General features: G+C 38.7%; 20 protein-coding genes. All 20 read left to right on the top strand.

Annotated features, from left to right (window positions below; all coding sequences use genetic code 11):
- The first annotated feature begins 130 nt into the window (after positions 1-130).
- The 20 genes from CLW00_RS08975 (at position 131) to CLW00_RS08880 (ending at position 23,507) form a co-directional block, all read left to right on the top strand.
- Positions 131-709 (top strand): YdeI/OmpD-associated family protein, encoded by a 579-nt coding sequence (locus CLW00_RS08975; protein ID WP_106133338.1) that lies wholly within the window; start codon positions 131-133, stop codon positions 707-709.
- 145 nt (positions 710-854) lie between these two features.
- Positions 855-1,016 carry a hypothetical protein gene (locus CLW00_RS21525; RefSeq protein ID WP_211300174.1) on the top strand — a complete coding sequence of 54 codons (162 nt, stop codon included), beginning with the start codon at positions 855-857 and terminating at the stop codon, positions 1,014-1,016.
- A 169-nt stretch (positions 1,017-1,185) separates the two neighbouring features.
- Positions 1,186-1,803: a TetR/AcrR family transcriptional regulator gene (locus CLW00_RS08965; protein ID WP_106133337.1), complete on the top strand. Its 618-nt coding sequence runs from the start codon at positions 1,186-1,188 to the stop codon at positions 1,801-1,803.
- A 52-nt stretch (positions 1,804-1,855) separates the two neighbouring features.
- The gene (locus CLW00_RS08960; RefSeq protein ID WP_106133336.1) at positions 1,856-3,196 is read left to right on the top strand and encodes a TolC family protein; all 1,341 of its coding nucleotides are present in this window, start codon (positions 1,856-1,858) and stop codon (positions 3,194-3,196) included.
- Positions 3,197-3,198: 2 nt separating this feature from the next.
- Positions 3,199-4,254, top strand: coding sequence for an efflux RND transporter periplasmic adaptor subunit (locus CLW00_RS08955; RefSeq protein WP_245917204.1), 1,056 nt, complete (start codon positions 3,199-3,201; stop codon positions 4,252-4,254).
- On the top strand, positions 4,251-7,298 hold the full coding sequence (locus CLW00_RS08950; RefSeq protein ID WP_106133335.1) for an efflux RND transporter permease subunit: 3,048 nt from the start codon (positions 4,251-4,253) through the stop codon (positions 7,296-7,298). The genes CLW00_RS08955 and CLW00_RS08950 overlap by 4 nt, the downstream gene beginning before the upstream one ends.
- A 10-nt stretch (positions 7,299-7,308) precedes the next feature.
- Complete coding sequence (locus CLW00_RS08945) at positions 7,309-8,088, top strand: SDR family NAD(P)-dependent oxidoreductase (protein WP_106133334.1); 780 nt, start codon at positions 7,309-7,311, stop codon at positions 8,086-8,088.
- A 602-nt stretch (positions 8,089-8,690) separates the two neighbouring features.
- Entirely contained in the window at positions 8,691-9,329 is a 639-nt protein-coding gene (locus CLW00_RS08940; protein ID WP_106133333.1) for a Pvc16 family protein, read from the top strand.
- Positions 9,326-10,162, top strand: coding sequence for a hypothetical protein (locus CLW00_RS08935; protein ID WP_146131389.1), 837 nt, complete (start codon positions 9,326-9,328; stop codon positions 10,160-10,162). Before CLW00_RS08940 ends, CLW00_RS08935 begins: the two co-directional genes overlap by 4 nt.
- Positions 10,163-10,171: 9 nt before the next feature.
- Entirely contained in the window at positions 10,172-11,677 is a 1,506-nt protein-coding gene (locus CLW00_RS08930) for a phage tail sheath family protein (RefSeq protein WP_106133331.1), read from the top strand.
- A gap of 25 nt (positions 11,678-11,702) precedes the next feature.
- Positions 11,703-12,173 carry a phage tail protein gene (locus CLW00_RS08925; protein ID WP_106133330.1) on the top strand — a complete coding sequence of 157 codons (471 nt, stop codon included), beginning with the start codon at positions 11,703-11,705 and terminating at the stop codon, positions 12,171-12,173.
- A gap of 98 nt (positions 12,174-12,271) precedes the next feature.
- Positions 12,272-12,733, top strand: a complete 462-nt coding sequence (locus CLW00_RS08920) for a phage tail protein (RefSeq protein WP_106133329.1) — start codon at positions 12,272-12,274, stop codon at positions 12,731-12,733.
- 11 nt (positions 12,734-12,744) lie between these two features.
- Positions 12,745-12,939: a DUF5908 family protein gene (locus CLW00_RS08915; protein WP_106133328.1), complete on the top strand. Its 195-nt coding sequence runs from the start codon at positions 12,745-12,747 to the stop codon at positions 12,937-12,939.
- Positions 12,939-13,655, top strand: coding sequence for a CIS tube protein (locus CLW00_RS08910; RefSeq protein WP_106133327.1), 717 nt, complete (start codon positions 12,939-12,941; stop codon positions 13,653-13,655). The genes CLW00_RS08915 and CLW00_RS08910 overlap by 1 nt, the downstream gene beginning before the upstream one ends.
- Positions 13,656-13,661: 6 nt before the next feature.
- Positions 13,662-15,458: a phage baseplate assembly protein V gene (locus CLW00_RS08905; RefSeq protein ID WP_106133326.1), complete on the top strand. Its 1,797-nt coding sequence runs from the start codon at positions 13,662-13,664 to the stop codon at positions 15,456-15,458.
- 7 nt (positions 15,459-15,465) lie between these two features.
- Positions 15,466-15,792, top strand: a complete 327-nt coding sequence (locus CLW00_RS08900) for a PAAR domain-containing protein (RefSeq protein ID WP_106133325.1) — start codon at positions 15,466-15,468, stop codon at positions 15,790-15,792.
- 1 nt (position 15,793) lies between these two features.
- On the top strand, positions 15,794-16,210 hold the full coding sequence (locus tag CLW00_RS08895) for a GPW/gp25 family protein (protein WP_106133324.1): 417 nt from the start codon (positions 15,794-15,796) through the stop codon (positions 16,208-16,210).
- A 38-nt stretch (positions 16,211-16,248) separates the two neighbouring features.
- Positions 16,249-19,974: a baseplate J/gp47 family protein gene (locus CLW00_RS08890; protein WP_106133323.1), complete on the top strand. Its 3,726-nt coding sequence runs from the start codon at positions 16,249-16,251 to the stop codon at positions 19,972-19,974.
- A gap of 2 nt (positions 19,975-19,976) precedes the next feature.
- Positions 19,977-20,714 carry a hypothetical protein gene (locus CLW00_RS08885; protein WP_106133322.1) on the top strand — a complete coding sequence of 246 codons (738 nt, stop codon included), beginning with the start codon at positions 19,977-19,979 and terminating at the stop codon, positions 20,712-20,714.
- Between the two features lie 18 nt (positions 20,715-20,732).
- Positions 20,733-23,507 carry a hypothetical protein gene (locus CLW00_RS08880; RefSeq protein WP_106133321.1) on the top strand — a complete coding sequence of 925 codons (2,775 nt, stop codon included), beginning with the start codon at positions 20,733-20,735 and terminating at the stop codon, positions 23,505-23,507.
- Positions 23,508-23,568 lie beyond the last annotated feature (61 nt).

Genomic DNA, 23,568 nt, shown 5'->3' with positions numbered 1-23,568 from the left:
TTGCGTATTGGAATCTCTTTCAAAAGAGTGATAAAGTTCACCTACATGATGGGAAAATAAAAAAACATGTCGGGTGGACACCTTCAGGTGATGCCATGAACAAAATAAAAATTCCAGTAGTTAGGCTTTCATGATCCAAACCGAAAACTTCCATAAAGTCCAAGTCTCTTCCAGTCAGGAACTGAGAGCATGGCTGCAACAGCACCATGGTCAAAAAGAAAGCGTATGGCTAGTCACCTTTAAGAAAACAGTTCCGGAAAAATACCTCTCCACTTCTGAGGTGCTTGACGAGTTGTTATGTTTTGGTTGGATAGACGGGATCAGGAGAAAATTGGATGACAATAAAACAATGCAGCTGATATCCCCTAGGAAAGTGGAGCATTGGGCAAAGACTTACAAAGACCGAGCAGCCAAATTGATTGAAGAAGGGAAAATGCAAGATGCAGGCTTTAGATCCATTGAGCTTTCTAAGCAGGCTGGCTTATGGGATTTTATGGAGGATGTTGACAATTTGGTTGTTCCCGAAGACTTGCAAAAAGCATTGAAGAAATATGAAGGAGCCACTGAATTTTTCTACGCCATCAATGATTCCAGCAAAAGGTTTGTGTTAAGGTATATCAAACTTGCCAAAACGGAGAAAACCAGAGTCTCAAGAATTGAACAAATTGCAGTCCTTGCTTCAAGGGGTGAGAAATTAAAAGGGAGTTAACTTATAAAAATGAATAAGGGTATTTGGATTTATTCCTTTTGGTGGAACACACTATCTATATATTGAGAAAATCGATGATGAAAACCATACCATAGCTAGCAAAGAATGGGATAGGGGAGCCAAGGTCTGGAATCACAATGTGATCATGAAAGACCTAGGAGATGGAAAAATATATTATGAAGACTCCATCACGATTTATGGTGGCCTATTGACAGGTATGATCACCTCATTTGCCAAAAGGTTTTACAAACACAGGCAAAAAAGATGGCAGGTAGTGGCTGAGGAAAATCTTGTGTTTTATGAGTAAAGAAACTAAAGGAGACTTGGTTGTAAAGTGCTTTTGTGGCACTTGTTTTTTGAATTATTTATCAATAATTACTACTGAATTTTATAAGTTAGTTAGTTAAAAAAAATCAAATACCGTTTGATTTTTTGAACACTGTTCATTATGTTTGTATTGTTCATTAAATAAGATCATGGGAACTGCTGAGAGAAAAGCTAAGGAAAAAGAAGAATTGAAAGCACTGATATTGGGTGCTGCCAAGAAGCTTTTTGCTGAGAAGGGAATAGAAGAGACGACAATAAGGAGTATTGCCAAAGAAATAGAATATAGCGTTGGGACGGTATATGTCTATTACAAAGACAAAACTGAAATCCTTCATGATCTCCATCAACAAGGTTTTGCCCAGCTGGGAGGTGAATTTCGGGCACTATTTCATGTATCAGATCCTATGGAGCGCTTAAAGGCTCTTGGACGAATTTATATGAAGTTTGCCCTCGAAAACACCCAAATGTATGATCTGATGTTCAATATGAAAGCCCCAATGGACTTTATCAAGGCAAATGAAGAACATCATTGGAAGGAAGGAAATGCAACTTTTGATGCGCTTAGAAAAACCGTCCAGGAATGTATGGATCAAGGTTACTTCAATGGTCATCAATTGGAACCGCTTTCCTTTGCCATCTGGGGAAGTGTACACGGTATGTGCTCTTTATATATAAGGGATCGCGTTAAAGCAGCTACAGGACAGGAACCAGATCCATTGATGAATAAGGCTTTTGAAGACCTGATGTTGATGTTCAGTAAAAAATAAAATTTTTTGGCTATTTAATGAACAATGTTCATAAATAAAACAATATTCATTTATGCAAAAATTCTTATGCACCCTTTTGATTTTCTGGGCTTTTCCGGTTCAAAGTCAACAAGCTTTGGAAGCCTATATCAGGCTTGGGCTTGAGAATAATGAAGTGCTGAAACAGCAGGATTTCAATCTGCAAAAGAGCATCTATGCTCTGAAAGAGGCAAATGGATTGTTTCTTCCAAAAATTAGCTTGGAGGGGAATTATTTCCTTGCCGGTGGAGGACGAACAGTTGACTTTCCGGCCGGTGATATTCTCAATCCTGTCTATTCCACACTCAATCAACTTACCGAAAGCAATATTTTCCCAATGATTGAAAACCAGCGCATCCTTCTCAATCCCGACAATTTCTATGATGTCAGGGTCAGGACCTCTATGCCGCTTTTCAAAGCGGAGCTCTTTTATAACCGAAGGATAAAGTCTGAAATGGTAAGTATGCAACAATTGGAAAGAGCTATTTACCAAAGGGAATTGGTAAAGGATATCAAGACGGCTTACTACAATTATTTAAAATCTCTGGAAGCCATCAAGATTTTTGAAACGGCACTTCAATCTGTTGAGGAAAACAGGAGGATAAATGCTGCTCTATTTCAAAATAACCAAGTAAACCGGGGAGTACTGATCAGGGCTGAAAATGAAGTCATTCGATTTCAGACTCAGATTGATGCTGCCATCCAGGAGTCTTACAGTGCCCAATCATATTTCAATTTCTTACTCAACCGCAAGTTGGACGAAAGCATTTATGTGGATGAAATGGAGCCTATTATAGAAAATTTTGAGTATTCCGAAAATTCTTCAGACAGGGAGGAATTGCATCAGCTGGACCTTTCGAATCAGATCAACGAACACCTACTGGGACTATCCAAGTCTTATCTTTTACCGCAGTTAAGCGCTTTTATAGATTTGGGTTCCCAAGGCTTTGACTGGGAATACAACAATAAGACCCAGTATTATTTTTTCGGAGCGGCCATTCAATGGAACATTTTCGCAGGAGGACAGAACAAATACCGAAAAAAGCAGGCTAAAATGGACCAGACCATCACTTATTCGCAAAGGGATAACGTCGCGGAGCAATTGCTGCTTCAGCAAAAGGTAAGTATTTACAATTTTAAAGCTGCTTACAGCAAGTATAATGGAGCGGCTAAACAGGCAGAGAGTTCAGAACGCGCATACAAAGATGCCTCAAAGCGCTACAAGGCTGCGCAAATCCTCTTCATTGAACTTCTGGACGACCAAAATCAATGGATTTCAGCACAGTTACAGGAGAACATATCGCTATATGAGTGCCTGATTAAAGTCGCTGAAATCGAACGTGCCAATGCTTCTTTTAACCTCAACACAAATTAACAATGAAGAATAACCTATCCATTATTCTATGTGCCTGCCTGATGACTTTGGCTGGTTGCAACAAAAAAAATGAAAACAAAGGTTTTGACTCTTCTGGTGATGAAATAGCTGTTAGCCTTCTGAAAGTTTTGGAGTTGGAACAGGAATATACCATCAGTGGCAGTGGCTTGCTGAGTACAGAAAATGAAATGCGCCAGGCATTCAAAATAGGAGGAATCATCGACCGCATTTATGTCAATGAAGGCCAAAGTTTTAAGCAAGGTCAATTGCTAGCCAGTCTCAAACTCACTGAAATAGAATCAGGCTATACTCAAGCTGAATTGAGCCTTGCAAAAGCCCAAAGAGATTATTCCCGGGTAGAAAATCTCTATGCAGACAGCGTCGCCACGCTGGAACAGTTGCAAAACAGTCAGACTGCACTTGAGCTTGCGAAGCAACAACTTGCATCTGTGGCATTTGACAAAAAGTACGCATTTATATATGCTGAAAAGCCCGGCTTTGTGGTGAACAAGCTGGCCAATGAAGGGGAGGTGATAGCAGGAGGAACTCCTGTCTTGGCAAGCAGCGAGAATGGCAGTAAAAGTTGGGAACTAAAAATCGGGCTTTCCGATAAAGAATGGGCAAAAGTGGCCATTGGAAACAAAGCCAAAGTCATCCTGGAAGCATTTCCGGAGATCTGGTGGGAAGCCCATGTGTTTCGCAAATCAGGAGCAGCAGATATGGGAACAGGCTCCTTTGAAGTGGAACTCAAGTTGGATGACCTTACCGAGTCAGCCGCGATAGGGATGTTTGGCAAAGCCATCATACAAACCGGTCAGCAACAAAAATCCAAATTGATTCCTTATGAAGCATTGATCGAAGCAGATGGGAAGCGGGCTTATGTGTTTGTCCCCAATGGTAAAAACAAAGTCAAAAAACTGCCTGTGCTTATTGGGAGCTTTTCCGAATCCGGAGTCAGCATTAGTGAAGGCCTTGATGGAGTAAGCGAAATCATCTTGGGCAATTCCGCTTTTCTCAATGAATTTTCTACTATCCAATTCATCAATAAACAGCCATGAACCTGACAGATTTTTCAGTAAAAAATTACCAGTTTACCTTGGTGATGTTTGTGATGGTGGCAGTCATTGGATTGGTGACCTTGCTGACCATGCCCCGGGCAGAGGATCCGCAGATTAATCCTCCGACTTATCCCATTGCGGTGGTTTATCCTGGAACCAGCCCACAGGACATGGAGGAGCTGGTGGTGAAGCCTATCGAGAACAAAATCTACGAGCTAGAGAACATTGACAAAATCGTGACTGCCATAGAAGATGGATTGGCTGTGATCCGGGTGGAGTTCAAGTATGGAGTAGATGTAGATGACAAGTATCAGGAAGTGGTTCGGGAAATAAATTCATTGCGCAATGAGCTACCGGAAGATATTTTCTCAATTGAAATCCGAAAAGTGGATCCAAGTGATGTAAATATCCTACAAGTGGCCCTGGTGAGTGAAAATGCCTCTTACCGTCAACTGAAGAAACAGGCAGAGGACCTTCAGGATCAGTTGGAAAAAGTAGTGGACTTGAAAAAAGTGAAAATATCGGGGGTTCCTGATGAAGAGGTTCGGATTGATTTGAAACTGGAACGCATTGCTGCTTTTCAGATACCGCTCAATGTAGTTTTGGGAAGTATTCAAAGTGAAGCTGTCAATATTCCCGGAGGAAGTCTCACTGCAGGCAACAAAACCTTCAATGTCAAGACAAGTGGCAAGTTTTTAAGCCTTGAAGAAATTGAAAACACTGTCATCAGCAATGCCAATGGCAAAATTATCCTGTTGAAGGAAGTAGCGGAGGTTGATTTCAAGTATGAAGAGGAGAAACATATTACCCGTCTCAATGGTAAAAGAGCTGTTTTGGTGAATGCCGCCCAAAAGGTGGGGAGCAATATTGCCAGCACACAAGCAAAATATGAACCTATTGTCACAGCATTTGAAAACAGTCTTCCCGAAAATATCAAGCTTTATAAGCATTTTGACCAAGCCGAAAATGTTTCCAGACGATTATCCGGATTAGGACTTGATTTCCTAATTGCTATTGTGCTGGTATTGTTTACCTTATCCCCCTTAGGTATTCGTGCTTCTTTGGTTGTGATGCTGGCCATTCCGCTTTCTCTTGCTTTGGGCCTAGTAGGCTTGAATGCCTTTGATATTTCTTTGAATCAGCTGAGTATTGTTGGACTGGTTGTGTCTCTGGGCCTGCTTGTAGATGACAGTATCGTAGTGGTGGAAAACATCGAGCGATGGCTGAGGGATGGTTTTTCCAGAAAAGAGGCAGCGATAAAGGCCACCAAGCAGATCACTTTGCCGGTAATAGCCACCACAGCAACCTTGATTATTGCCTTTTTGCCTCTGGTTTTTCTGCCCGGTGGACCGGGTGAATTTGTCCGTGGGTTGCCGCTTGCTGTGATTTGCAGTGTCTTGGCTTCTACGGTGGTTTCGCTCACTATAGTGCCATTTATTGCAAGTAGGTTTTTGAGGGAACATGAAAATCCCGAAGGCAATATTTTCCTCCGTGCCTTGAAAAAAGTAATCGGAGCTACCTACGCAAAAGTAATGAAAGTGGCGTTGAGGAACCCTGCAAAAACGCTGGCTTTTTCATTCCTTTTATTTGGAGGATCCATGGTGCTTTTCCCTATCATCGGATTTAAACTATTTCCAACTTCTGAAAAGCCCATCTTTTTGATCAATGTGAAAATGCCTTTGCAGACCAGTCTGCATGAAGGCAATCGTATTACGCGCATGGTGGAAGATAGCTTGCAACAAAATCAATTGATTAAGTATTTCACAACCAATGTAGGAAAAGGAAATCCTCAGATTTATTACAATGTACCACAGCAAGAAGAGAAGTTTGATTTTGCCCAAATCTATATTCAAATGGACCCTGAAGCCAAACCAGTACTGAAAAACAAATTGATCAATCAGCTTAGAAACCAGTTTGCTGCCTTTCCTTATGCCAAGATTGAAGTTCAGGATTTTGAACAGGGGCCACCGATTGAAGCACCGATTTCCATCCGGGTTTTTGGAGAAAATCTCGACAGTCTGCGCAAGTTGTCTTTTGAGGTGGAGAGGATTCTATCCGCCAGCGATGGGGCATTATACATTAACAATGAATTGAATACACTCAAAACTGATTTAAAAATCAACATCAACAAAGAAAAAGCAAGAACACTGGGTGTATTTACCGCAGATATTGACAGGACTGTTCGATTAGCTGTGGCAGGACTCACTATGGGCACATATACCAATGAAATTGGGGATGATTTTGATATTGTAGTCACTTCACCTAAGGGGAAATACAGGGCTTTGGATGCATTGGAAAATTTGTATGTAAACAATGCCCAGGGGACAGCCATCCCGCTGAAGCAGTTGGCTAGCATTGACTTTGAAACTTCTCCTACTACTATCAATCACTTCAACAAAAACCGATTTGTAAAAGTAACTTCCTCTACCCAAAAAGGAATATTGGCCAATGACGTATTGGCAGAGGTAGTTCCTCAGTTGGATGCTATGGAAATGCCATCGGGATACTTTTACAAATTGTCTGGTGAGGCAGAAAGTGAAGATGATGCATTTGGAGGCGGTTTTATCACCGTGATTTTAATTACAGTATTTCTTTTTGTGGCAGTATTGATCCTGCAATTTAAAACCTTCAAAGGTCTTTTGATTGTGCTTTCGGTAATTCCACTAGGTGTCATTGGAGGCGTGAGTTTACTCTGGTTGACCGGAAATCCAATGTCTTTTATTGCCATTATAGGATTCATTGGATTGGCAGGGATAGAAGTTAAAAATTCCATACTGTTGGTTGACTTTACCAATCAACTGCGCAAAGAAGGAGTGGCATTACAGACTGCAATTGAGCAGGCAGGAGAACTTCGGTTCCTTCCTGTGGTACTAACTTCTTTGACTGCCATAGGAGGACTTTTGCCACTCGCCCTAAACCCTAACCCACAAATATCACCATTGGCTATAGTCCTAATCGGTGGTCTGATCAGTTCCACCATCCTTTCGAGGATTGTGACACCCGTGATGTACAAGTTGATTCCACCAAAAATCGAAACACTTTAACCCTTAAAAAATGAAAAAATACATCTTAATCACTGGAGCTTCTTCTGGCATAGGCTATGAAATGGCTCAACTGTTGGCTGCTAAAAAATTCAATTTGATACTAGTGGCAAGAAGCAATCATATACTGCAAAAGATGCAGATGGAATTATCGAGTAAATACAATATAGAAGTCAAGTATTTTCAGGTTGACCTAGCTGATGTTCAAGCAACCCAGGAATTTTATGAGGTGATCAAAGTCCATGAATTACAGGTAAGCCATTTGGTCAACAATGCAGGATTTGGGGACTACGGAAGTTTTTTGCAAACTTCCTTGGAGAAGGAATTGGATATGGTTCACCTGAACATCAGCAGTCTGATGATACTCACCAAGCTTTTTGCACAAGAGATGGCTGATAAAAAATCCGGTCGGATCATGAACGTAGCCTCGTTGCTGTCCTTCATTCCTTTTCCTTATTACTCAGTATATTCTGCAACCAAGGCCTTTGTTTTGGCATTCTCCGAAACCATAGCAGCAGAACTGGAGGATTCAGGAGTTGTTGTTACGACCTTATGTCCAGGAACAGTTGAAACGCCCTTTCATACCCAAGAAATGCGGAAAACCAACGCTATGAACACAAATAGGCCAATGCCAGCAAAAGATGTAGCTGAGGCCGGTGTGAAATTGTTGCTTTACGGTAAAGGAAAGAAGGTTGTTGGTTTCAATAATTGGTTTATCTCCAATTTACCTAGGGTCACGCCTTCAGTTATCATGATGAAGATTAAGAAAAAACTAGCCAGTCCAAAATTATGATAGCTATGTTAAGCTTTGTCGATGAACTAAAAGAAAGGAATGCAACGCTCTATCAAAAAGAAGCCTAGAAACTGAAACTACTAGAATCGATAAAATAATGGATAAATAAATTCTCTTCAGTTCATTCTACATGTGCATAGTTTATTATGTTCAAAACTTTTTAACAGTTTAATTTTTACCTCTCATTGCTCAATAATTTGTCCTTCAGGAACACGATTTTGATTTTTTGAAGACCTTCAATACTGTTAATTTACAATAAGAAGCCAATTCTAGTTGATCTAAATTTTAATCTATAAGTTTCTAAAAAATAGGCAAAAACAACAATTGTTGTGGAAAGCCTAATTATGAAATTCTACAGGTAAAATTTTAATGAATTCATTTCTTCAAGAAATACTTCTTCTACTTCTCTATACTGTTTTAGCAGTGATATGCCTCCCACTTTATTTGTATTTAGTGTGGTTGGTTGAGGATTTGACTGTATTTCGCGAAGTTTTCATATTACCCAACGTTATTGCGGGAGTGCTTTCCCTATTACTTGGTTTTTACTTTACGAGATGGGTTCTTTCATTTTTAAGATCCTTGAAGGTTAATTCAAAAAGGCCATGATACATCAAGTAATATCTACGGTGGTAGCCACTCTCAACGAATTTATTTTGAATGAATTAAACCTTCAGGAAGACAGGGTGATATTGGCAAATCCAGTGGATATCAAGGGCAGTCTCAATATGGAAATTGAAAACAAGGTCTGTGTGTTTTTGCAGCATATAGAAGAGGAGCGTGTGATAAAAAACGGGGCCAATCCATACAATTCTGGTTCCAATCCACCTATGCATTTCAACCTCTATTTGATGATTGTTGCTAATTTTCCTGAACCCAACTATTCAGAGTCACTAAGATATATTTCCTTGGTTCTGGAGTTTTTTCAAGGCAATCATTTTTTTGACAGATCCAACATGCCTTTACTGTCATCTAATGTAGAAAAGCTGAGTTTTGAATATGTCAATCTAGATTTTCGAGAATTGAGTAATCTCTGGGGTCTGATGGGACTCAAGTACATGCCTTCGGCCATATTTAAGCTCAAAAGGCTAACCTTTACTGATAACCTGATTAGAGAGGATGTTCCTTCTATTATAAAAAGGTCACCCAAAAGGAAAGAAATTAACCAGGATTTTATTGATACGACAGCCAGAGAAGCCTTTGGTCAAGTAGGAGCAGCATTTTCAAAGGGAGAGAAAGAATGATGCTCCAAGGTACATATCGCCATACTACTAGGTACATCGAGATTTTTTCTTGTGTGTTTTTGCATGATTATTATAAAAATGGCATATGCAATGAAATCGAGGTAAGACCTACTTTCACTACTGATACATTACTTAAAAATTATCACCTAATATTTAGACCATCAAGAGGCGGTTTTTCTATTGCTGCTGATGGATCTCGAGACTATAGTAATGCCATTTTTAAGGACTCCTTTTATTTAGATTTTGAGTTCAAATTCACAAACATCTATTTCCATACTTTTACGGATCTATGTGAAGATCCGGAAGCAAAATATTTTTTAGAGGATGACAGTGATATAGTTGTTCTAAATCAACAAAAAGCCAGTACTGAACCGAGTTTTGATAGGGCTGGAATCTCTGGTGTTTTAAGAATAGAGCATACCAAAGAGAGACCAATTTTGCCGTTCCAATTAGAAAATGAAACGGATTTTGTACCAAGGACTAAAGTAGTGCATCTGAGGTCAAGAGAATTCAAGTTGGTGTATATCTGCTATGCCTCTACAGAAAAAATAAACCGATTTTCAAACCTGAATATTGAAAGTGAGGGTGTTTTTAAAGGGCTTCTCCTATTTGGTCAGCCTGAGCGAATAGATGCAAAATTAGGTTTTCCTGCTTACAAATTTACTTCTAAGAATTCAATACCCATGAGGAACTCTTGGGATGGTTATATCACATTGGAGAAAAGCGATCAATTTGGATTTTATAAAAAGAGTTTGCCTAACCCAAGCCCCCAAAGTTTAAAATTAGACTCAAATACCAATTCATTTATATCAGAAAACTATGTCAAACTTTAAATCAAATTTATGGCAACTGTATTAGCAACCCCAGGAGTTTACATCGAAGAAAAAAGTGCATTTGCCTCTTCGGTAGTTCCTGTAGCCACAGCGATTCCTGCATTTTTGGGTTACACTCAAAAGGCTGCCAGGGGAACCAAATCGTTAAAAAATATACCTACCAGAATCTCTTCATTTGCTGAGTTCGAACAGTTTTTTGGAGGTGCTCCAAAGGTGAAGTTCAATATTTCCGCTGACGAAAAAAGTGTCACGGGGTACAAACTGGAGGTCGAGCCAAACAGCCGATACATACTTCACGCCGCTGTTAAGTTCTTCTATTCCAACGGTGGTGGTAACTGCTACATTCAGTCTGTAGGCGACTATTCAGCTGGTATAGAAGCCAAAGATTTCAATGATGATGCTTCAGGGGCTGGCTTACCTCAATTGTTAAAATACAATGAACCTACAATCCTTGTCATTCCGGAAGCTGTTCTTTTACCAAAAAATGATTGCTATTCATTGCAACAAGCAATGTTGAGCCATTGTGGATTTGCAACCAAAAACAGGTTTGCAATTCTTGATGTTTTTGATGGCTTCAAAGACAGGACTTACGATGAGAATGATATCATCAATCAGTTTAGAGAAGGTGTAGGAGCAAACTTCCTTCAGTGGGGTGCCGCTTATTATCCTTTTGTACAGACTACTATTACTTCTGCTTCTGATATCAACTTTACCAATGTTGCTAACAGTGCTGATTTAATAGCAATACTTTCAAAAGATGTCGATGATGACTTAGAAAGTGGAAGAATTAACGAAGCAAGGGCAAACGCAATCAAAGAAGAATTGGCTAAAATAGAAGCTGCTTCTACCACAGAAGAGATTAGCTCTCTACAGTCTACTTTAAAAGTGGTAAGCCCGAAGTTAAATTCGATTTTGGGAGAAATCGCAGAGTTTCTAAACCAATTACCTCCTAGCTCTGGTATGGCGGGTGTCTACGCAATGGTGGACAGTTCAATTAATGTGGCAAAGTCTCCTGCTAATTTATCTTTAGGATCTGTGATTGCCCCAAGCGTGCAAATCACAAAAGATACACAAGAAGAATTGAACTTACCTCTAAATGGTAAAGCCATAAATGCAATCAGAACCTTCCAGGGTAAAGGTGTATTGGTATGGGGTGCAAGAACACTTGATGGCAATAGTCAGGACTGGAGATATATCTCAGTACGTAGGACGATGACTTTTATCGAACAAAGCATCAAGTCTGCCGCGGAAGGGTTTGTATTTGACCCCAATAATGCGACTACCTGGTCTACCTTGAAGGCTACAGTGACTAACTTTTTGGCAAACCAATGGCAATCCGGAATCCTAGCTGGTCAGAGTACTGATGATGCTTTTTCAGTGGAAATCGGTCTCGGTACGACCATGACACCAAATGACATATTAGATGGGATATTGAAAATGACTATAAGAGTAGCTATCGTAAGACCGGCTGAATTTATAGTAATCACATTTGAACAACAACAACAAAAATCTTAATTACTTAAACTTAAAATTTTAAATTATGGCAGCACCAACCGCAGGTAGTGGTAATGAACAAGATCAGTTTTGGCCATTACCAAAGTTTTATTTCTCTGTTGATATAGGTGACCAGACTGATTTACCTTTTCAAGAGGTTTCTGGCTTAGATATAGATACAGATATCATAGAGTATAGACATGGAAACAGTCCTGTACATTCCACCATCAAAATGCCCGGTTTGATGAAATACGGAGATATTACATTGAAAAAAGGGGTGTTTACAAACGATTCTAAATTCTTCGATTGGATCTCTAAAATCAGCTTGAATACTTACGAAAGATTGACTGTAGTAATCCGATTATTGGATGAGCAAGGACAGCCAAAAATGACTTGGTCCTTGACCAATGCTTTCCCTAAGCAAGTTACACCGACTGATATGAACTCTCAGAGTAGTGAAGCGGCTATTGAAACAATAGTATTGGCTCACGAGGGATTAAAAATCGAAGCGGCTTAATACTTTATTATTCAATGAGTTGTTGCCAATTATTCCAATATAGAATAAGGGGGTAACAACTCATTTTGATTTATTCAAACCACTTGCAGACAAAACCCATGAATATAACTGTAGTTGACCCACCTGTTTCATATAATTTTGCCGTCCGTATCGTATCCTCTGAGTTTAACAAATTGGAAGATACCTATTTCAGCGAAATATCAGGAATCTCTGCAGAGTTAGAGGTTGAAGAAAAGCGTAGTGGAGGAATCAGTGATTTGGTGTTCCATTTACCAAAAAGTACAAAAGGGAGTCGCATTACTCTCAAAAGAGCATTAGCTCCTATGAATTCGGATATCATTAAATGGTGTTTCAATACTATCAATAATGATATTACCAAAATTTCGCCCAAAGGAGTAACCATTTCTTTACTCGATAGGAACACCGGGAGCCCCGTGATGACTTGGGTGTTTTATAATGCATTTCCAGTAAAATGGTCTATGGGTGATTTTGATGCCAAGGAGTCAAAAATAGCCATAGAGTCAATGGAATTGGTCTTTTCTTATATGGAAATTCAATAAATGATAAATAAGTGGCAATTAAAATTAAAGAGCTGATCATCAAGGCTATTTGTGGAGACAACACACCACAGCCCGAAAACAAAAAACAGGAAACTATAGCCCCTGACCAAAGTGGGTTAAAATTAAGTTACCTGCAGCGGAAAAGCATAATTGATGAATGCACCAGTGAGGTTTTGGATAGAATTAAGAGAATGAATGATTATTAATGGCAGAAAGTTTAGCAATATTAAAACTTACGGCATTTGAAAGATTCAAAGACGGTTCTGCAGCTTCTCCTCTAAGCGGAGGTGAATATTCTTTACAGCTCAATCCTGAAGAAGTTGATTTGACTTTCGATATCAAAAAAAATTCTTCAGATGAAGATGAGGAACCTACCTCAGCTGCTGGTATGCCCGTAAATGATAAAAACAAATTATACAATAGACAGAAAATAAGTATTGAATTCATTATCGACAATACTGGTGCCATACCTGTTTTTCCGGATGGGATTGGTACCAAGGTAGCCGGTAAATCTATCAAAGAATCCATTGATTTGTTGAAAAAAGTAACGGTCAAGCCTACTAGGGCTTCACATAGACCTCCTTTTATCAAACTAGAGTGGGGTAAGCTGCTCTTAGTGGGTGTAGTAGATAGTCTTGCAATCAAATATACTTTATTCAATACCAGTGGTGATCCGGTCAGAGCTTTAGTGAAATTTAGCATGGAGGAGGAGGTGGATGAAAAAGTCATTAGCAGGGAATTTCAAAGTCCTGATATCACCAGAATCATCACCATCAAAGACGGAGATAATCTTAACGCCATGTGTGATTCATTTTATGATGACCCAAGATATTATATATCCATAGCATCATATAACGACCTCCCCTCATTTAGAAAGCTTAAAATTGGCTCCGCACTTCAATTTCCCCCTTTAGAAAAATAATTACCAATGGTGAAATCACCCAATGATTCATTGCAATTAGGAATCTCTTTTGAAATCAAAGTAGGAGGAAAGTCTCTGCCTAAAGATTTGGTGGTCATGAAAATCAGGGTGAACACTGAAGTCAATAAAATCGCTAAGGCTACAGTCGCTATTTTGGGTGGAAACTCCTACGAAAGTCTATTTAAGGAAAGTGAAACACCGGAGTTTGAGCCTGGAAAAGAGATAGAAATATCTATTGGGTATGCCGAAAAAAACACCAAAGTTTTTTCGGGCATTATTCAAAAACATCGCTTGGCTATTGATGAGGGATACCTCAATTATTCTTCCCGGAGTAAGTTAGTGTTAGAAGCGACAGACAAAGCTTTCAAAATGAAGCTTGAAAAAAAATCTGATCTCTACGAAAAGAAAAAGGATAGCGAGATCTTGAGCACCTTGATAGCTGGAGCGGGGCTTTCAAAAAAAATCCAAAACACGAGTTTCCAGCATGAAAGTATTTCTAGGCATCATGTAAGCGATTGGGAATTTTTGCTCCATAGAGCCAAAGCGAATGGTATGCTGGTGCTCAATTCTTTCAATAAAATTACGGTCGAAACACCCAAGGTATCAGGCTCTGCAAAGGTTAAGTTGATTTATGGAAAAGATGCTTACAGCTTTCATGCGGATCTGGATGCCGGTGAGCAGCTACAACAAATCGAGTCTGCTGCCTACGATATTTTTAATGAAAAAAGTATTAAACAAAACAGTGCAGAACCTGCTCAACTTGACAAACCTGGGAGTATTGTGGGGAAAAATCTGGGTAAAGTCTTTGCCCCGCAAAAATTCAATTGGCCTACAATGGTACCTGTAGAGAGTAAAGAATTGAAATTTTTAGCTGATTCAGCATTAATATTTTCTAGGTTGAAAAGGATCAAGGGTGACATCAGTTTCAAAGGAGTGGCGGATATAAACCTTGGAGACATTGTTGAGCTGGAAGGTTTCGGGAAATTATTTAATGGCTCTGTATATGTAACTGCTGTAGAGCATAAGGTTGAAAATGGTGATTTTATCACTACCCTCAAGTTTGGGATCAATGATGACTGGTTCAAAAAAGAGTCTTTTTTGGATCTTAATGTATTACCCCCGATTTCGGGATTGCATGTAGGTATAGTAAAGAAAATCGACGGTGATCCAGATAAGAAGGGTAGGATTCAGGTTATGATTCCTTCTATTAAAAATTCCGGAAATGGAATCTGGGCAGTTTTATCGCATTTTCATGCCAATAACCAATCAGGTAGTTTTTTCATACCTGAAGTAAATGCGGAAGTGATAGTAGGATTTTTAAATGATGACCCGAGGTTTCCAATCGTTTTGGGATCATTATATAGTAAAAACAACAAAGCTAAAGACAGCATAGAAAAACAAAATAGCACCAAGAGTATTGTTACAAAATCGGGGCTTAGACTAGAGTTTAACGATAAGGATAAATTCTTCAAAGTGACCACGCCGGGTAAGAATACACTTCTGATATCAGATAAAGACAAGGGGGTCAAAATAGAAGACCAGAATGGGAATGAAATCGTCACTTCTGCCAAAAGTCTGAGCCTAAAGTCTAAAAAAGACATCCTATTAACTGCTACTGGTAAATTGGAGCTTAAAGGCACTAAAGGTGTCGTGATGAGTTCCTCTACAGGAGACGTCAGCATAGAAGGCAAAAAGGTAGGACTGAAAGCCAAAGCCAAATTTGAGGCAAGTGGCAGTGCCGGCGCAGATATTAAATCTTCCGGTGTAGTCAATATCAAAGGTTCAATGGTCAATGTAAACTAAATTTAATATGGGAAATGCAGTAGCAAGCTTATTATCAATGCACAAATGTGACATGCCGGATGCGGCAGGTACACATGTGGAAATTCCTATTTTTTTTCCATGTAGCAACAAGGTGAAAGTATTGAAAATGAATGCGGGTGTTCAGGGTGATATGACACTGTGCCTGCATAGAATACCTACTCCGGCTGGACCTGTGCCCATCCCTATGCCCAACACAGTCAAAAAAGGATCCTTAAAGGTCAAATTTGGAGGAAAACCTGCTGCAAGAGAAAAAGACATGATGGCACATGGAGGCAAAATATCCAAGGGGATTCCTCTGGTCAAAATAGGATAAAATGGCAGAAGAAAAAAGCTTCCTAGGTAGGGGGTGGGCATACCCCGTCACTTTCAATAAATTATTGGGTAAAGTCAATATGGTTAGTGATGAAGAAGACATCAGACAAAGTCTACAGATATACCTGAAAACCAATAGGGGTGAGCGGATTCTGCGTCTGGATTATGGAACTGTGATGCAGGAGCATGTCTTTGATCTTGGAGGGATAGCTAACTTAAACTACCTCTGTGAGCTTTTGAAAAATGATATCAGAATATATGAGCCGCGAATCATAGTACTGAATGTGGATGCTGATGGTAGTCAATTGCGCGACGGTATTGTGCACTTTAATGTCGAATACGAAATCCAATCTACCAATATCAGGGATAATATAGTATACCCCTTTTATATTTTGGAAGGAACTAATATACCAGGTTAATCAAATTGAAAAATACAAACCATCATATAGATCATAAAATGGACAAGGCTTCACTCAATCCTTTAGATGAAAGGTATTTCTTACCTGATGAAAGAAGGCTGAGTGATTTTCTTAAGTTCGTCAATCGAATCTCGAAGAAGGTGAATTTTATTGATGAAAACCTAAATCCAAATGGAGATTGGTTTGACTTTTTTATCTCAGATGAATTGTTCTTACTCGCCGAAATAGGAAGCTTTGACCTGAAATTTATAGAGCAGGAAAGAACTAAAATCCTTTTGAAGTTTGAAAATTCAGATAACCAAGATGAAAAGAAATCATTGATCACACAATTGTTCGCCCAAATCAAGACAATGCTTAAGACCATTGATGAATGGTATCTTATTTCTTCAAAATTCAACAAACAAAGACAAAGTACACCTCTTGAACTCGAACTAGTAGCGGCCATTACATACAGATGCAAGGACGTATATGGGCAATTGTTGTTCATCAATGAGGAGTTGATTAATTCAACAGAGAAATATGATTTTGGATTATCCAGCGATGATTTTCATTCATTGTGGAATGTAGATTTAGATCCTAAAAAGTATTCCAGTTTGGCTTTTGGCTCTGATTTGGTGAATCCGGACTACTTGTACAAACAACTTCTCCTTCTCCACAGACCTGTATTCAAAACATTGATCAATCTTATTGATCGGTCGGGCCAACTGATTCGAGACAACCTTCAGAACAAAGAAGATCACGAACCTCATATTGGTCTTATACTCGCTTTTTTTAATCTATTCCAAAAACTTCAGGGTGAACTAAATGAAATCCCTGTCAGACTTCTCAACTTTTATTATAAGGATGTGTTAGGCCAAAACCTTAAACCACAAGAACCTGATACTATACTTTGCTATGTCAATTTGGATCCTGATTACCAAGAGGTTGTAATACCCAAGAATACGGTCATTTTGGCAGGGCAAAACATTGATGGACAAGATGTTAAGTATGCCGTGAATGAGAAGGTCAAAGTGTCTGATGTGAATTTGGCTGGAATCTATACCTTCTTTGTGTCGCGAAACAAGCTCATAGATCCTGGGACTACATTTGAGACGATAAATGGGATTTACTCTAAGTACATAGAACCGAATCTGGATAAGACGGTATTTACAGCTTTAGGTGAGGAACAGAGATTTCTTAGTGACGAAAACAGAACCATGGATGATGTTTACCTAGGTTTTATTATTTCTTCACCCACACTCAAATTGAAAGGTGGCTCAAGAAAAGTTCTAATCAGTTTCACCTTTTTAGGCGAGAGTTTTCAATATTTCTTGACCATGCTTATATCAGTAGCCAAGGTCAATAAATCCACTCCTGAAGAAGTGTTCTACCAGATTTTTTCGGACTCTTTGGACCTAAAATATACCAGTACCAAGGGATGGCAAAATATTGAGCAGTTTGAGGTGATTGCACCTCAAGAATGGAACGAAAATGGTTTCAAAATTAGCTTTGAATTAGGGCCTGCCATGCCTGAATTCAATGGTTATAAGGAAGATTTACACAAGGATAAAATCGACCTTTTCCATCCGGCACTGAAGGTTCTGTTAAACAATAAAAGCGTTTTTCATCCATATTCTTTTTTGCAATTTTTGGAAATTGAGCAGATCAATATAGAGGTTGAAGTGAGCCAACTCAAGAAGCTTACATTGCACAGTAGTTATGGCCCATTGGATCAATCTATTCCTTTCGATTTACTAGGCCCGTCACCTAAAGTGGGCAGCTATCTTTTAGTGGGTAGTGATGAGGTTTTTTCTAAGGATCTGGATGAATTGAAGGTTGGATGGACCTTCCATGGATTGCCGGAAGGGGAAGATATGGAGTCGTATTTCAGTGGCTATCCTTTTGGTATAAAAAACGATAGTTTTAAGCTTCAAATTCAAGCACTTTCCGATTTTCGATATATACCCACCCAAAATCAAAATGCTATCATTACAAATTTATTTAGCTATGAGAAGGACGGGCTAAATAGGTTCCAAGTCATTGATAATATAGACCTTTCTCAACTAAGAATCCAACCTGATTATAACCTGGGAATAGAAGAGGATTTTGAACTTTCATTGGATGGCCAAACCGGCTTTCTGAAATTAGAATTGGTTTCCCCTTCCATTGGTTTTGGTTTTGATGTGTACACTGATGTGTATAATAAGAGTGTTACCATGTCTACCAATCAACAAATCGAAAAACCCACTTCTGGTTTTTCTTTTGATGTACCCAAGGAACCGTTTTCTCCTATGGCCAAGGATATCTTTATTGACTATAAGGCCTCTTCTAAGATAAACTTTTTAGGCACAAAGTCTTTTGCCAATCAAAAAGAAAAATCAGAGAATTTTATACAGGTACATCCTTTTGGAAAGAAATACCTCTTTAAAGAAAACTTGGTCTTTGATAATGGCTTTCTGCCATTCTTTGAACTTCAAGGAGCCTTGTTTTTAGGAATTGAAGCGCGCCAATTTCCTCAAGAGTTAAGTATTTTATTTGATATAGGTAAAAATGAAAAATGGTACCATGGTGATATCCCCAAGCTTGATTGGTTTTATCTTTCTACAGATGAGTGGAAGCCATTTAGAGTGGATGATTTGTTGTTTGACACTACATATGGGCTGACTAGGTCTGGGATTATTTCATTCAAGTCACCGAAAGACATCAATCTAGATAATTTGCTCATGCCCAAAACCTGTTATTGGATCTGCTGTAGGACCAAGGAAAATGCAGAGTTGGCAAGCATGATTTCCGGGATCCACCTCAACGCTTTTTCTGCAACCGCACTATTAGAAAATAATACCCTTCACGAACCTGTTTTGCCCAAATTCAGTGTGGAATCATTTGAAAATAATATTCCCGGCATATTGGATTTGATACAACCCATAGATTCAAGAGGTGGTAAGGCTCCTGAAAATCAAATGGCTTTTTTCAGGAGGGTCAGTGAGAGTATAAAGCACAAATTTAGGGCTGTCACCAGTTTTGACATTGAAAAAATTCTTTTGAATGAATTCAGTTGGTTAGGTTTAGTAAGGGTCTTTGGTAGTTTTGGGAATGAGCAATATGTAAAACCGGGTACTATTTTTATTGTGGGTATTCCTGAGATTTCCAACAAGGAGAATTTTTACCTTCCGAGGCTGAATCCTGGTCAGATTAAGGAGATGGAGTATTTTTTAGAAAAGTATGCTAACCCATTCATGACATTCAAAGTAATCAATCCGCAGTATGAATACCTTTTGATCAAAGGCAAAATAAAATTTCACACAGATGATATCGGGATGACCTTTAGGTTGTTGTATGATGAATTGTTAGCATCTATTTGCCCATGGTTTTATGGGGATTTGTCCGATGCATTTTTGAATAGGGAAACCAAAAAATCAGAAATTTTGAACTTGATAATCAGTAGGCCTTATGTCAATTTTTTTACAGGATTTTCGATAGCCCATATTTATCAAAAAGAGGATATGGGATATGTTTTTTTGGATGGAAATAAACTGGAAGATGGCATGGATAAAGTAAATATTGGGAAACCATGGTCAATTTTAGTCCCATATCAATTGAAAAATATTGAAATCGTAGAGGATGGGGATTACAAACCTTCGGAACCATTTGACCTTCGAGATTTTATCATGGGAGAAAACTTGATAGTCACTTCAGATTACGTCGATACATATAAAGTTGAAACAAAATCAGAGGAAATCGCAAAAGAAAATGAAGATGATTTTCATATCACAATAGATTTATAATTATGGCACTATTGAACAGGCAATCGCTGATAAATTATTTTAAAAGGGGAAGCACTCCTACGGAGAAACACTTTTCTGATTTGATTGATTCTACTGTAAATATTGTAGATGATGGAATCGCAAGAGATAGAAAAAACGGTTTTAGAATAACGTCTGTCGGAAATTCTAACCGTCTGATTTCTTTTTATAAAGATTTCAAACAGATAGATCCTGAGTGGAGCATCAGCCTTGAAAAAGACAAATCCAGTAACCTCACTTTTCAGGAGCTTAACAATGATCCAGCTATTGTCTTGAAGAGTGGAGGAAATGTAGGTATCGGTGTGGAAAACCCAAAATCAAAACTTGATATAGATGGCATAGTTACGTCCAAAGGGAGGGTAGGTTCTTTCAAAAAAGGTCAGGTTCCCGCTGATGGCAAATGGCATGTAGTGATAGGTGAACTCAGTGAACCTTGCGCATTAGAGCTTATGGTACGTGTAGATGGCGAAAAAGGTAGCGGACGCTATGCATTGGCTCATGTCATTGCACTCAATACTTTTGGAGGTAGAATGTCTAAAGGTTCTATAAAAAAATCATCAGCTTACTATGGTAGTTTTTTTAATCGCTTGAGATTCAAGTGGGTTGGAGAAATGTATAATTACTCTCTCCAAGTCAAGACAGCCCGCCATTTTGGACTGGATCCTAAGACTGGTGAGCCTTATCCTATTGTATTCTCTATTGGTAATCTGATGCCTGTTTAAACACTAAATAAAAAATTTGTGGCTAATTTTATTTCTAGTGAACTTTCAGAAAATACTATTTTAAGGTATGACCTCTTGTTTGAAGAGGGACTTTGCTTTGCCCAAAAGTATTCTGGGAAAATTTGGACCGATTATAATTACCATGACCCAGGGGTTACTTTCCTGGAATATTTTTGCTATGCCTTGACCGATTTGGGGTATAGGACCAACTTCCCCATTCAGGATTTATTTTTATTTGACCACGAAAATACCGATCCGGTCAATGACAATTTGCTCTTTGGCCCTGAGACTGTTTTCAGTACAAGCCCAATTACTATCAATGATCATAGAAAACTAATCATTGACCGTGTCAAGAATGTTGCAAACGCTTGGGTGATTCCTCTTTTGGATAATAGGCTGGGTGTCCAAGGTCTATTTGATATCTTTATAGAATCAGGTGAGGATTTCAGTGATATTGAACTTAATTTTCTCAAAAAAGAAGTCGCTTTGGTTTTTCATGCCAATAGGATGATAGGTCACGATTTGGATAAAGTCCATATCCTCAGAAAGGTGAATATATCTCTTGCAGGTGACATTTATATAGAAGCGGATGTTTTGGCTGAGTTTGTCATATCCAAAATCTATGCAAACTTGGACAAATATATCAATCCATTTGTAGAGCTTCACGATCCTATAAAGCTATGGAAAGAAATGGATATGCCTCCTGAGGCGGTTTTTAACGGCCCACTTCCCAAGTTTGGATATATTTTTGAAAAAGATCTTTCTCCTAAAGTAGAAGCCATATACCTTTCGAGAATAAAAGAAATAATTCTGGACGTAGAGGGGGTAAAGGAAGTCAAGAACTTGAGCCTGTTCAAAAATGGTATTCCTGTTTTTGATACTTTTGTGAATTTCAAAAAAGATGAGTTCCCCAAAATTCAATACCTAGATGAAATTACCGAAGCCTTTGATAGTAATTTAAAGGTTTATAAAAATAGTGTTTCCTATGATGTTGATGGCGTTATAGCCAAACAGCTTATTGCCACCGAGTTATTATCAAGGAATAAGTTTTACCATCATGAGCTTTCCTATACCCAAAAATTACCTCAAGGTAGATTTTCCCAAAGCCAACTTCAACAGCACTATCCGATACATGATGAAATGCCTGATCTTTTTGGCGTGGGTAAAATCGGAGTCTCTAAAAACGCCAGCAAAAAGGAGCAGGCCTCTGCACTGCAAGTTTCGGCATACCTGTATTTCTTTGAGCAATTCATGGCTTCTTATCTCGCTCAATTAGTCAATGTAAGGCACCTGTTCTCAGTAAGTGATATTAAGCATACATATTTTAATCAAATCCCTGAGGGAATTACCAAGCTGAAAGATTTATTGAAGGATTACCCCATATTTCAGGAGTTTCTTGATCAATGCTCACAGTCAAATGATGATTTTTTCGATAGAAGAAACAGGGTTCTTGATCAGCTTCTGGCAAGATTTGGAGAACGACTTGATGTATCTAGTCTCAAAAAGTTGAGTAGCGGAAACAATCTCAAAACCATAGAGGAAATCAGTTCCGGTATTATCGAAAGTAAGGTCAAACTGTTAAAGGGTATAGTTGACTTAGGTCATGATAAGGCTAAAGCTTTTGATATCTATGCCAAGTCTATTTGGGAATCAGATAATGTATCAGGCTTAGAAAAACGCCTTGCAGCTACATTGAATATCAAAAACATCAAACGTCGGTACATTTCAGCCCCTCTCTTGCAGTCTCTTGGACTTGCGACGCAAAAAAAGCAAAAGAAAAAATGGGGGCTTTTAGAAATAGAATTGGTACAAGGCAAAATCCAGGTGTATAAATTACCAAAAGAAGCTTACAAAAATGGAAAAGCACACTTTATGGGCAAAGGTTTGGCTTTTTTTCCAGAGCTTTTTGAAGTATTGTCAAACGAAAAAGTTATCTACTATGGGGTATCTCAGGACAATATGAACCATTATCTTTTTATGAAACAAAAAAGAGCTGAGTTTCCTTTTGTGTTGTTTCAGTCTGATAACAGGGAAGATTGCATACAAGCTAAAGCCAAAGTCTTGGATAAGCTTCTCCGCTTAGATGATGAATCTGAAGGCTTTCACATGATAGAGCATATCTTACTAAGACCGATGGCGTCAGTATCATACCTTTTTTCTTTTTTTGACCTCAAAGGTGATGTTTTCTTGGAGGGTATTCATGTGGGAGATTTAGAAGAACAAAAGTCTCTCGGAGAAGATCTTGTAATCTACGGAGTGGACCTTGATAATTATACCATTACTGAAGACGAAGAAAACAACACCTTTTCAGTGATCTTGTATAATAGCAACAATGAAGGCATAGGAAGAATCTTTTCACAGTTTGATTCCCGACAAATTGCTAAAAAAGCAATTGACGATGCAATAGCATTTTTCCGGAAAATTGAGAAAAAAGAAGTGAGCATGGATACGGTGTTTGAAGTGAACCATGTAGCCGGCGCGGGTCATGGTTTTCCACCTGATTTTGAGTTTTCTCATACAATTAGCTTTATTTTTCCAGACTGGCCAAGCCGCTTTTCAAAAGCTGATTTCTCAAAGTTCATCACACAACTCATTGCGGAAAATATTATCGCCCATCAGAATGTCAATGTCTATTTTTTAAATGTAATGGATCTCTACAGGTTTGAAGAAGTATATCACCAATGGTTGAAGTTGAAAAACTCCAGCAATCCTGACCTGAAAAAATTAGATACCTTATCTCTCCAGATTATTCAGTTGCTGATGGGGCTCAAACCGATGACATCAACATTTTAGAATCCAATGAAATTATGAAAGATAAATAGGGGCTCAATTGAACTTTGACCTGAAGCTTTAA

It is taken from the genome of Mongoliibacter ruber, from assembly GCF_003003005.1.
Lineage (GTDB): Bacteria > Bacteroidota > Bacteroidia > Cytophagales > Cyclobacteriaceae > Mongoliibacter > Mongoliibacter ruber.
Note: the sequence above shows the minus strand (reverse complement) of the source record. Positions and strands in the feature narration are given on the sequence as shown.

Excerpts from the sequence above, each read along its gene's own strand:
- CLW00_RS08975 (WP_106133338.1), top strand. The coding sequence starts at position 131 with ATGATCCAAACCGAAAACTTCCATAAAGTCCAAGTCTCTTCCAGTCAG.
- CLW00_RS21525 (WP_211300174.1), top strand. The coding sequence starts at position 855 with ATGAAAGACCTAGGAGATGGAAAAATATATTATGAAGACTCCATCACG.
- CLW00_RS08965 (WP_106133337.1), top strand. The coding sequence starts at position 1,186 with ATGGGAACTGCTGAGAGAAAAGCTAAGGAAAAAGAAGAATTGAAAGCA.
- CLW00_RS08960 (WP_106133336.1), top strand. The coding sequence starts at position 1,856 with ATGCAAAAATTCTTATGCACCCTTTTGATTTTCTGGGCTTTTCCGGTT.
- CLW00_RS08955 (WP_245917204.1), top strand. The coding sequence starts at position 3,199 with ATGAAGAATAACCTATCCATTATTCTATGTGCCTGCCTGATGACTTTG.
- CLW00_RS08950 (WP_106133335.1), top strand. The coding sequence starts at position 4,251 with ATGAACCTGACAGATTTTTCAGTAAAAAATTACCAGTTTACCTTGGTG.
- CLW00_RS08945 (WP_106133334.1), top strand. The coding sequence starts at position 7,309 with ATGAAAAAATACATCTTAATCACTGGAGCTTCTTCTGGCATAGGCTAT.
- CLW00_RS08940 (WP_106133333.1), top strand. The coding sequence starts at position 8,691 with ATGATACATCAAGTAATATCTACGGTGGTAGCCACTCTCAACGAATTT.
- CLW00_RS08935 (WP_146131389.1), top strand. The coding sequence starts at position 9,326 with ATGATGCTCCAAGGTACATATCGCCATACTACTAGGTACATCGAGATT.
- CLW00_RS08930 (WP_106133331.1), top strand. The coding sequence starts at position 10,172 with ATGGCAACTGTATTAGCAACCCCAGGAGTTTACATCGAAGAAAAAAGT.
- CLW00_RS08925 (WP_106133330.1), top strand. The coding sequence starts at position 11,703 with ATGGCAGCACCAACCGCAGGTAGTGGTAATGAACAAGATCAGTTTTGG.
- CLW00_RS08920 (WP_106133329.1), top strand. The coding sequence starts at position 12,272 with ATGAATATAACTGTAGTTGACCCACCTGTTTCATATAATTTTGCCGTC.
- CLW00_RS08910 (WP_106133327.1), top strand. The coding sequence starts at position 12,939 with ATGGCAGAAAGTTTAGCAATATTAAAACTTACGGCATTTGAAAGATTC.
- CLW00_RS08905 (WP_106133326.1), top strand. The coding sequence starts at position 13,662 with ATGGTGAAATCACCCAATGATTCATTGCAATTAGGAATCTCTTTTGAA.
- CLW00_RS08900 (WP_106133325.1), top strand. The coding sequence starts at position 15,466 with ATGGGAAATGCAGTAGCAAGCTTATTATCAATGCACAAATGTGACATG.
- CLW00_RS08895 (WP_106133324.1), top strand. The coding sequence starts at position 15,794 with ATGGCAGAAGAAAAAAGCTTCCTAGGTAGGGGGTGGGCATACCCCGTC.
- CLW00_RS08890 (WP_106133323.1), top strand. The coding sequence starts at position 16,249 with ATGGACAAGGCTTCACTCAATCCTTTAGATGAAAGGTATTTCTTACCT.
- CLW00_RS08885 (WP_106133322.1), top strand. The coding sequence starts at position 19,977 with ATGGCACTATTGAACAGGCAATCGCTGATAAATTATTTTAAAAGGGGA.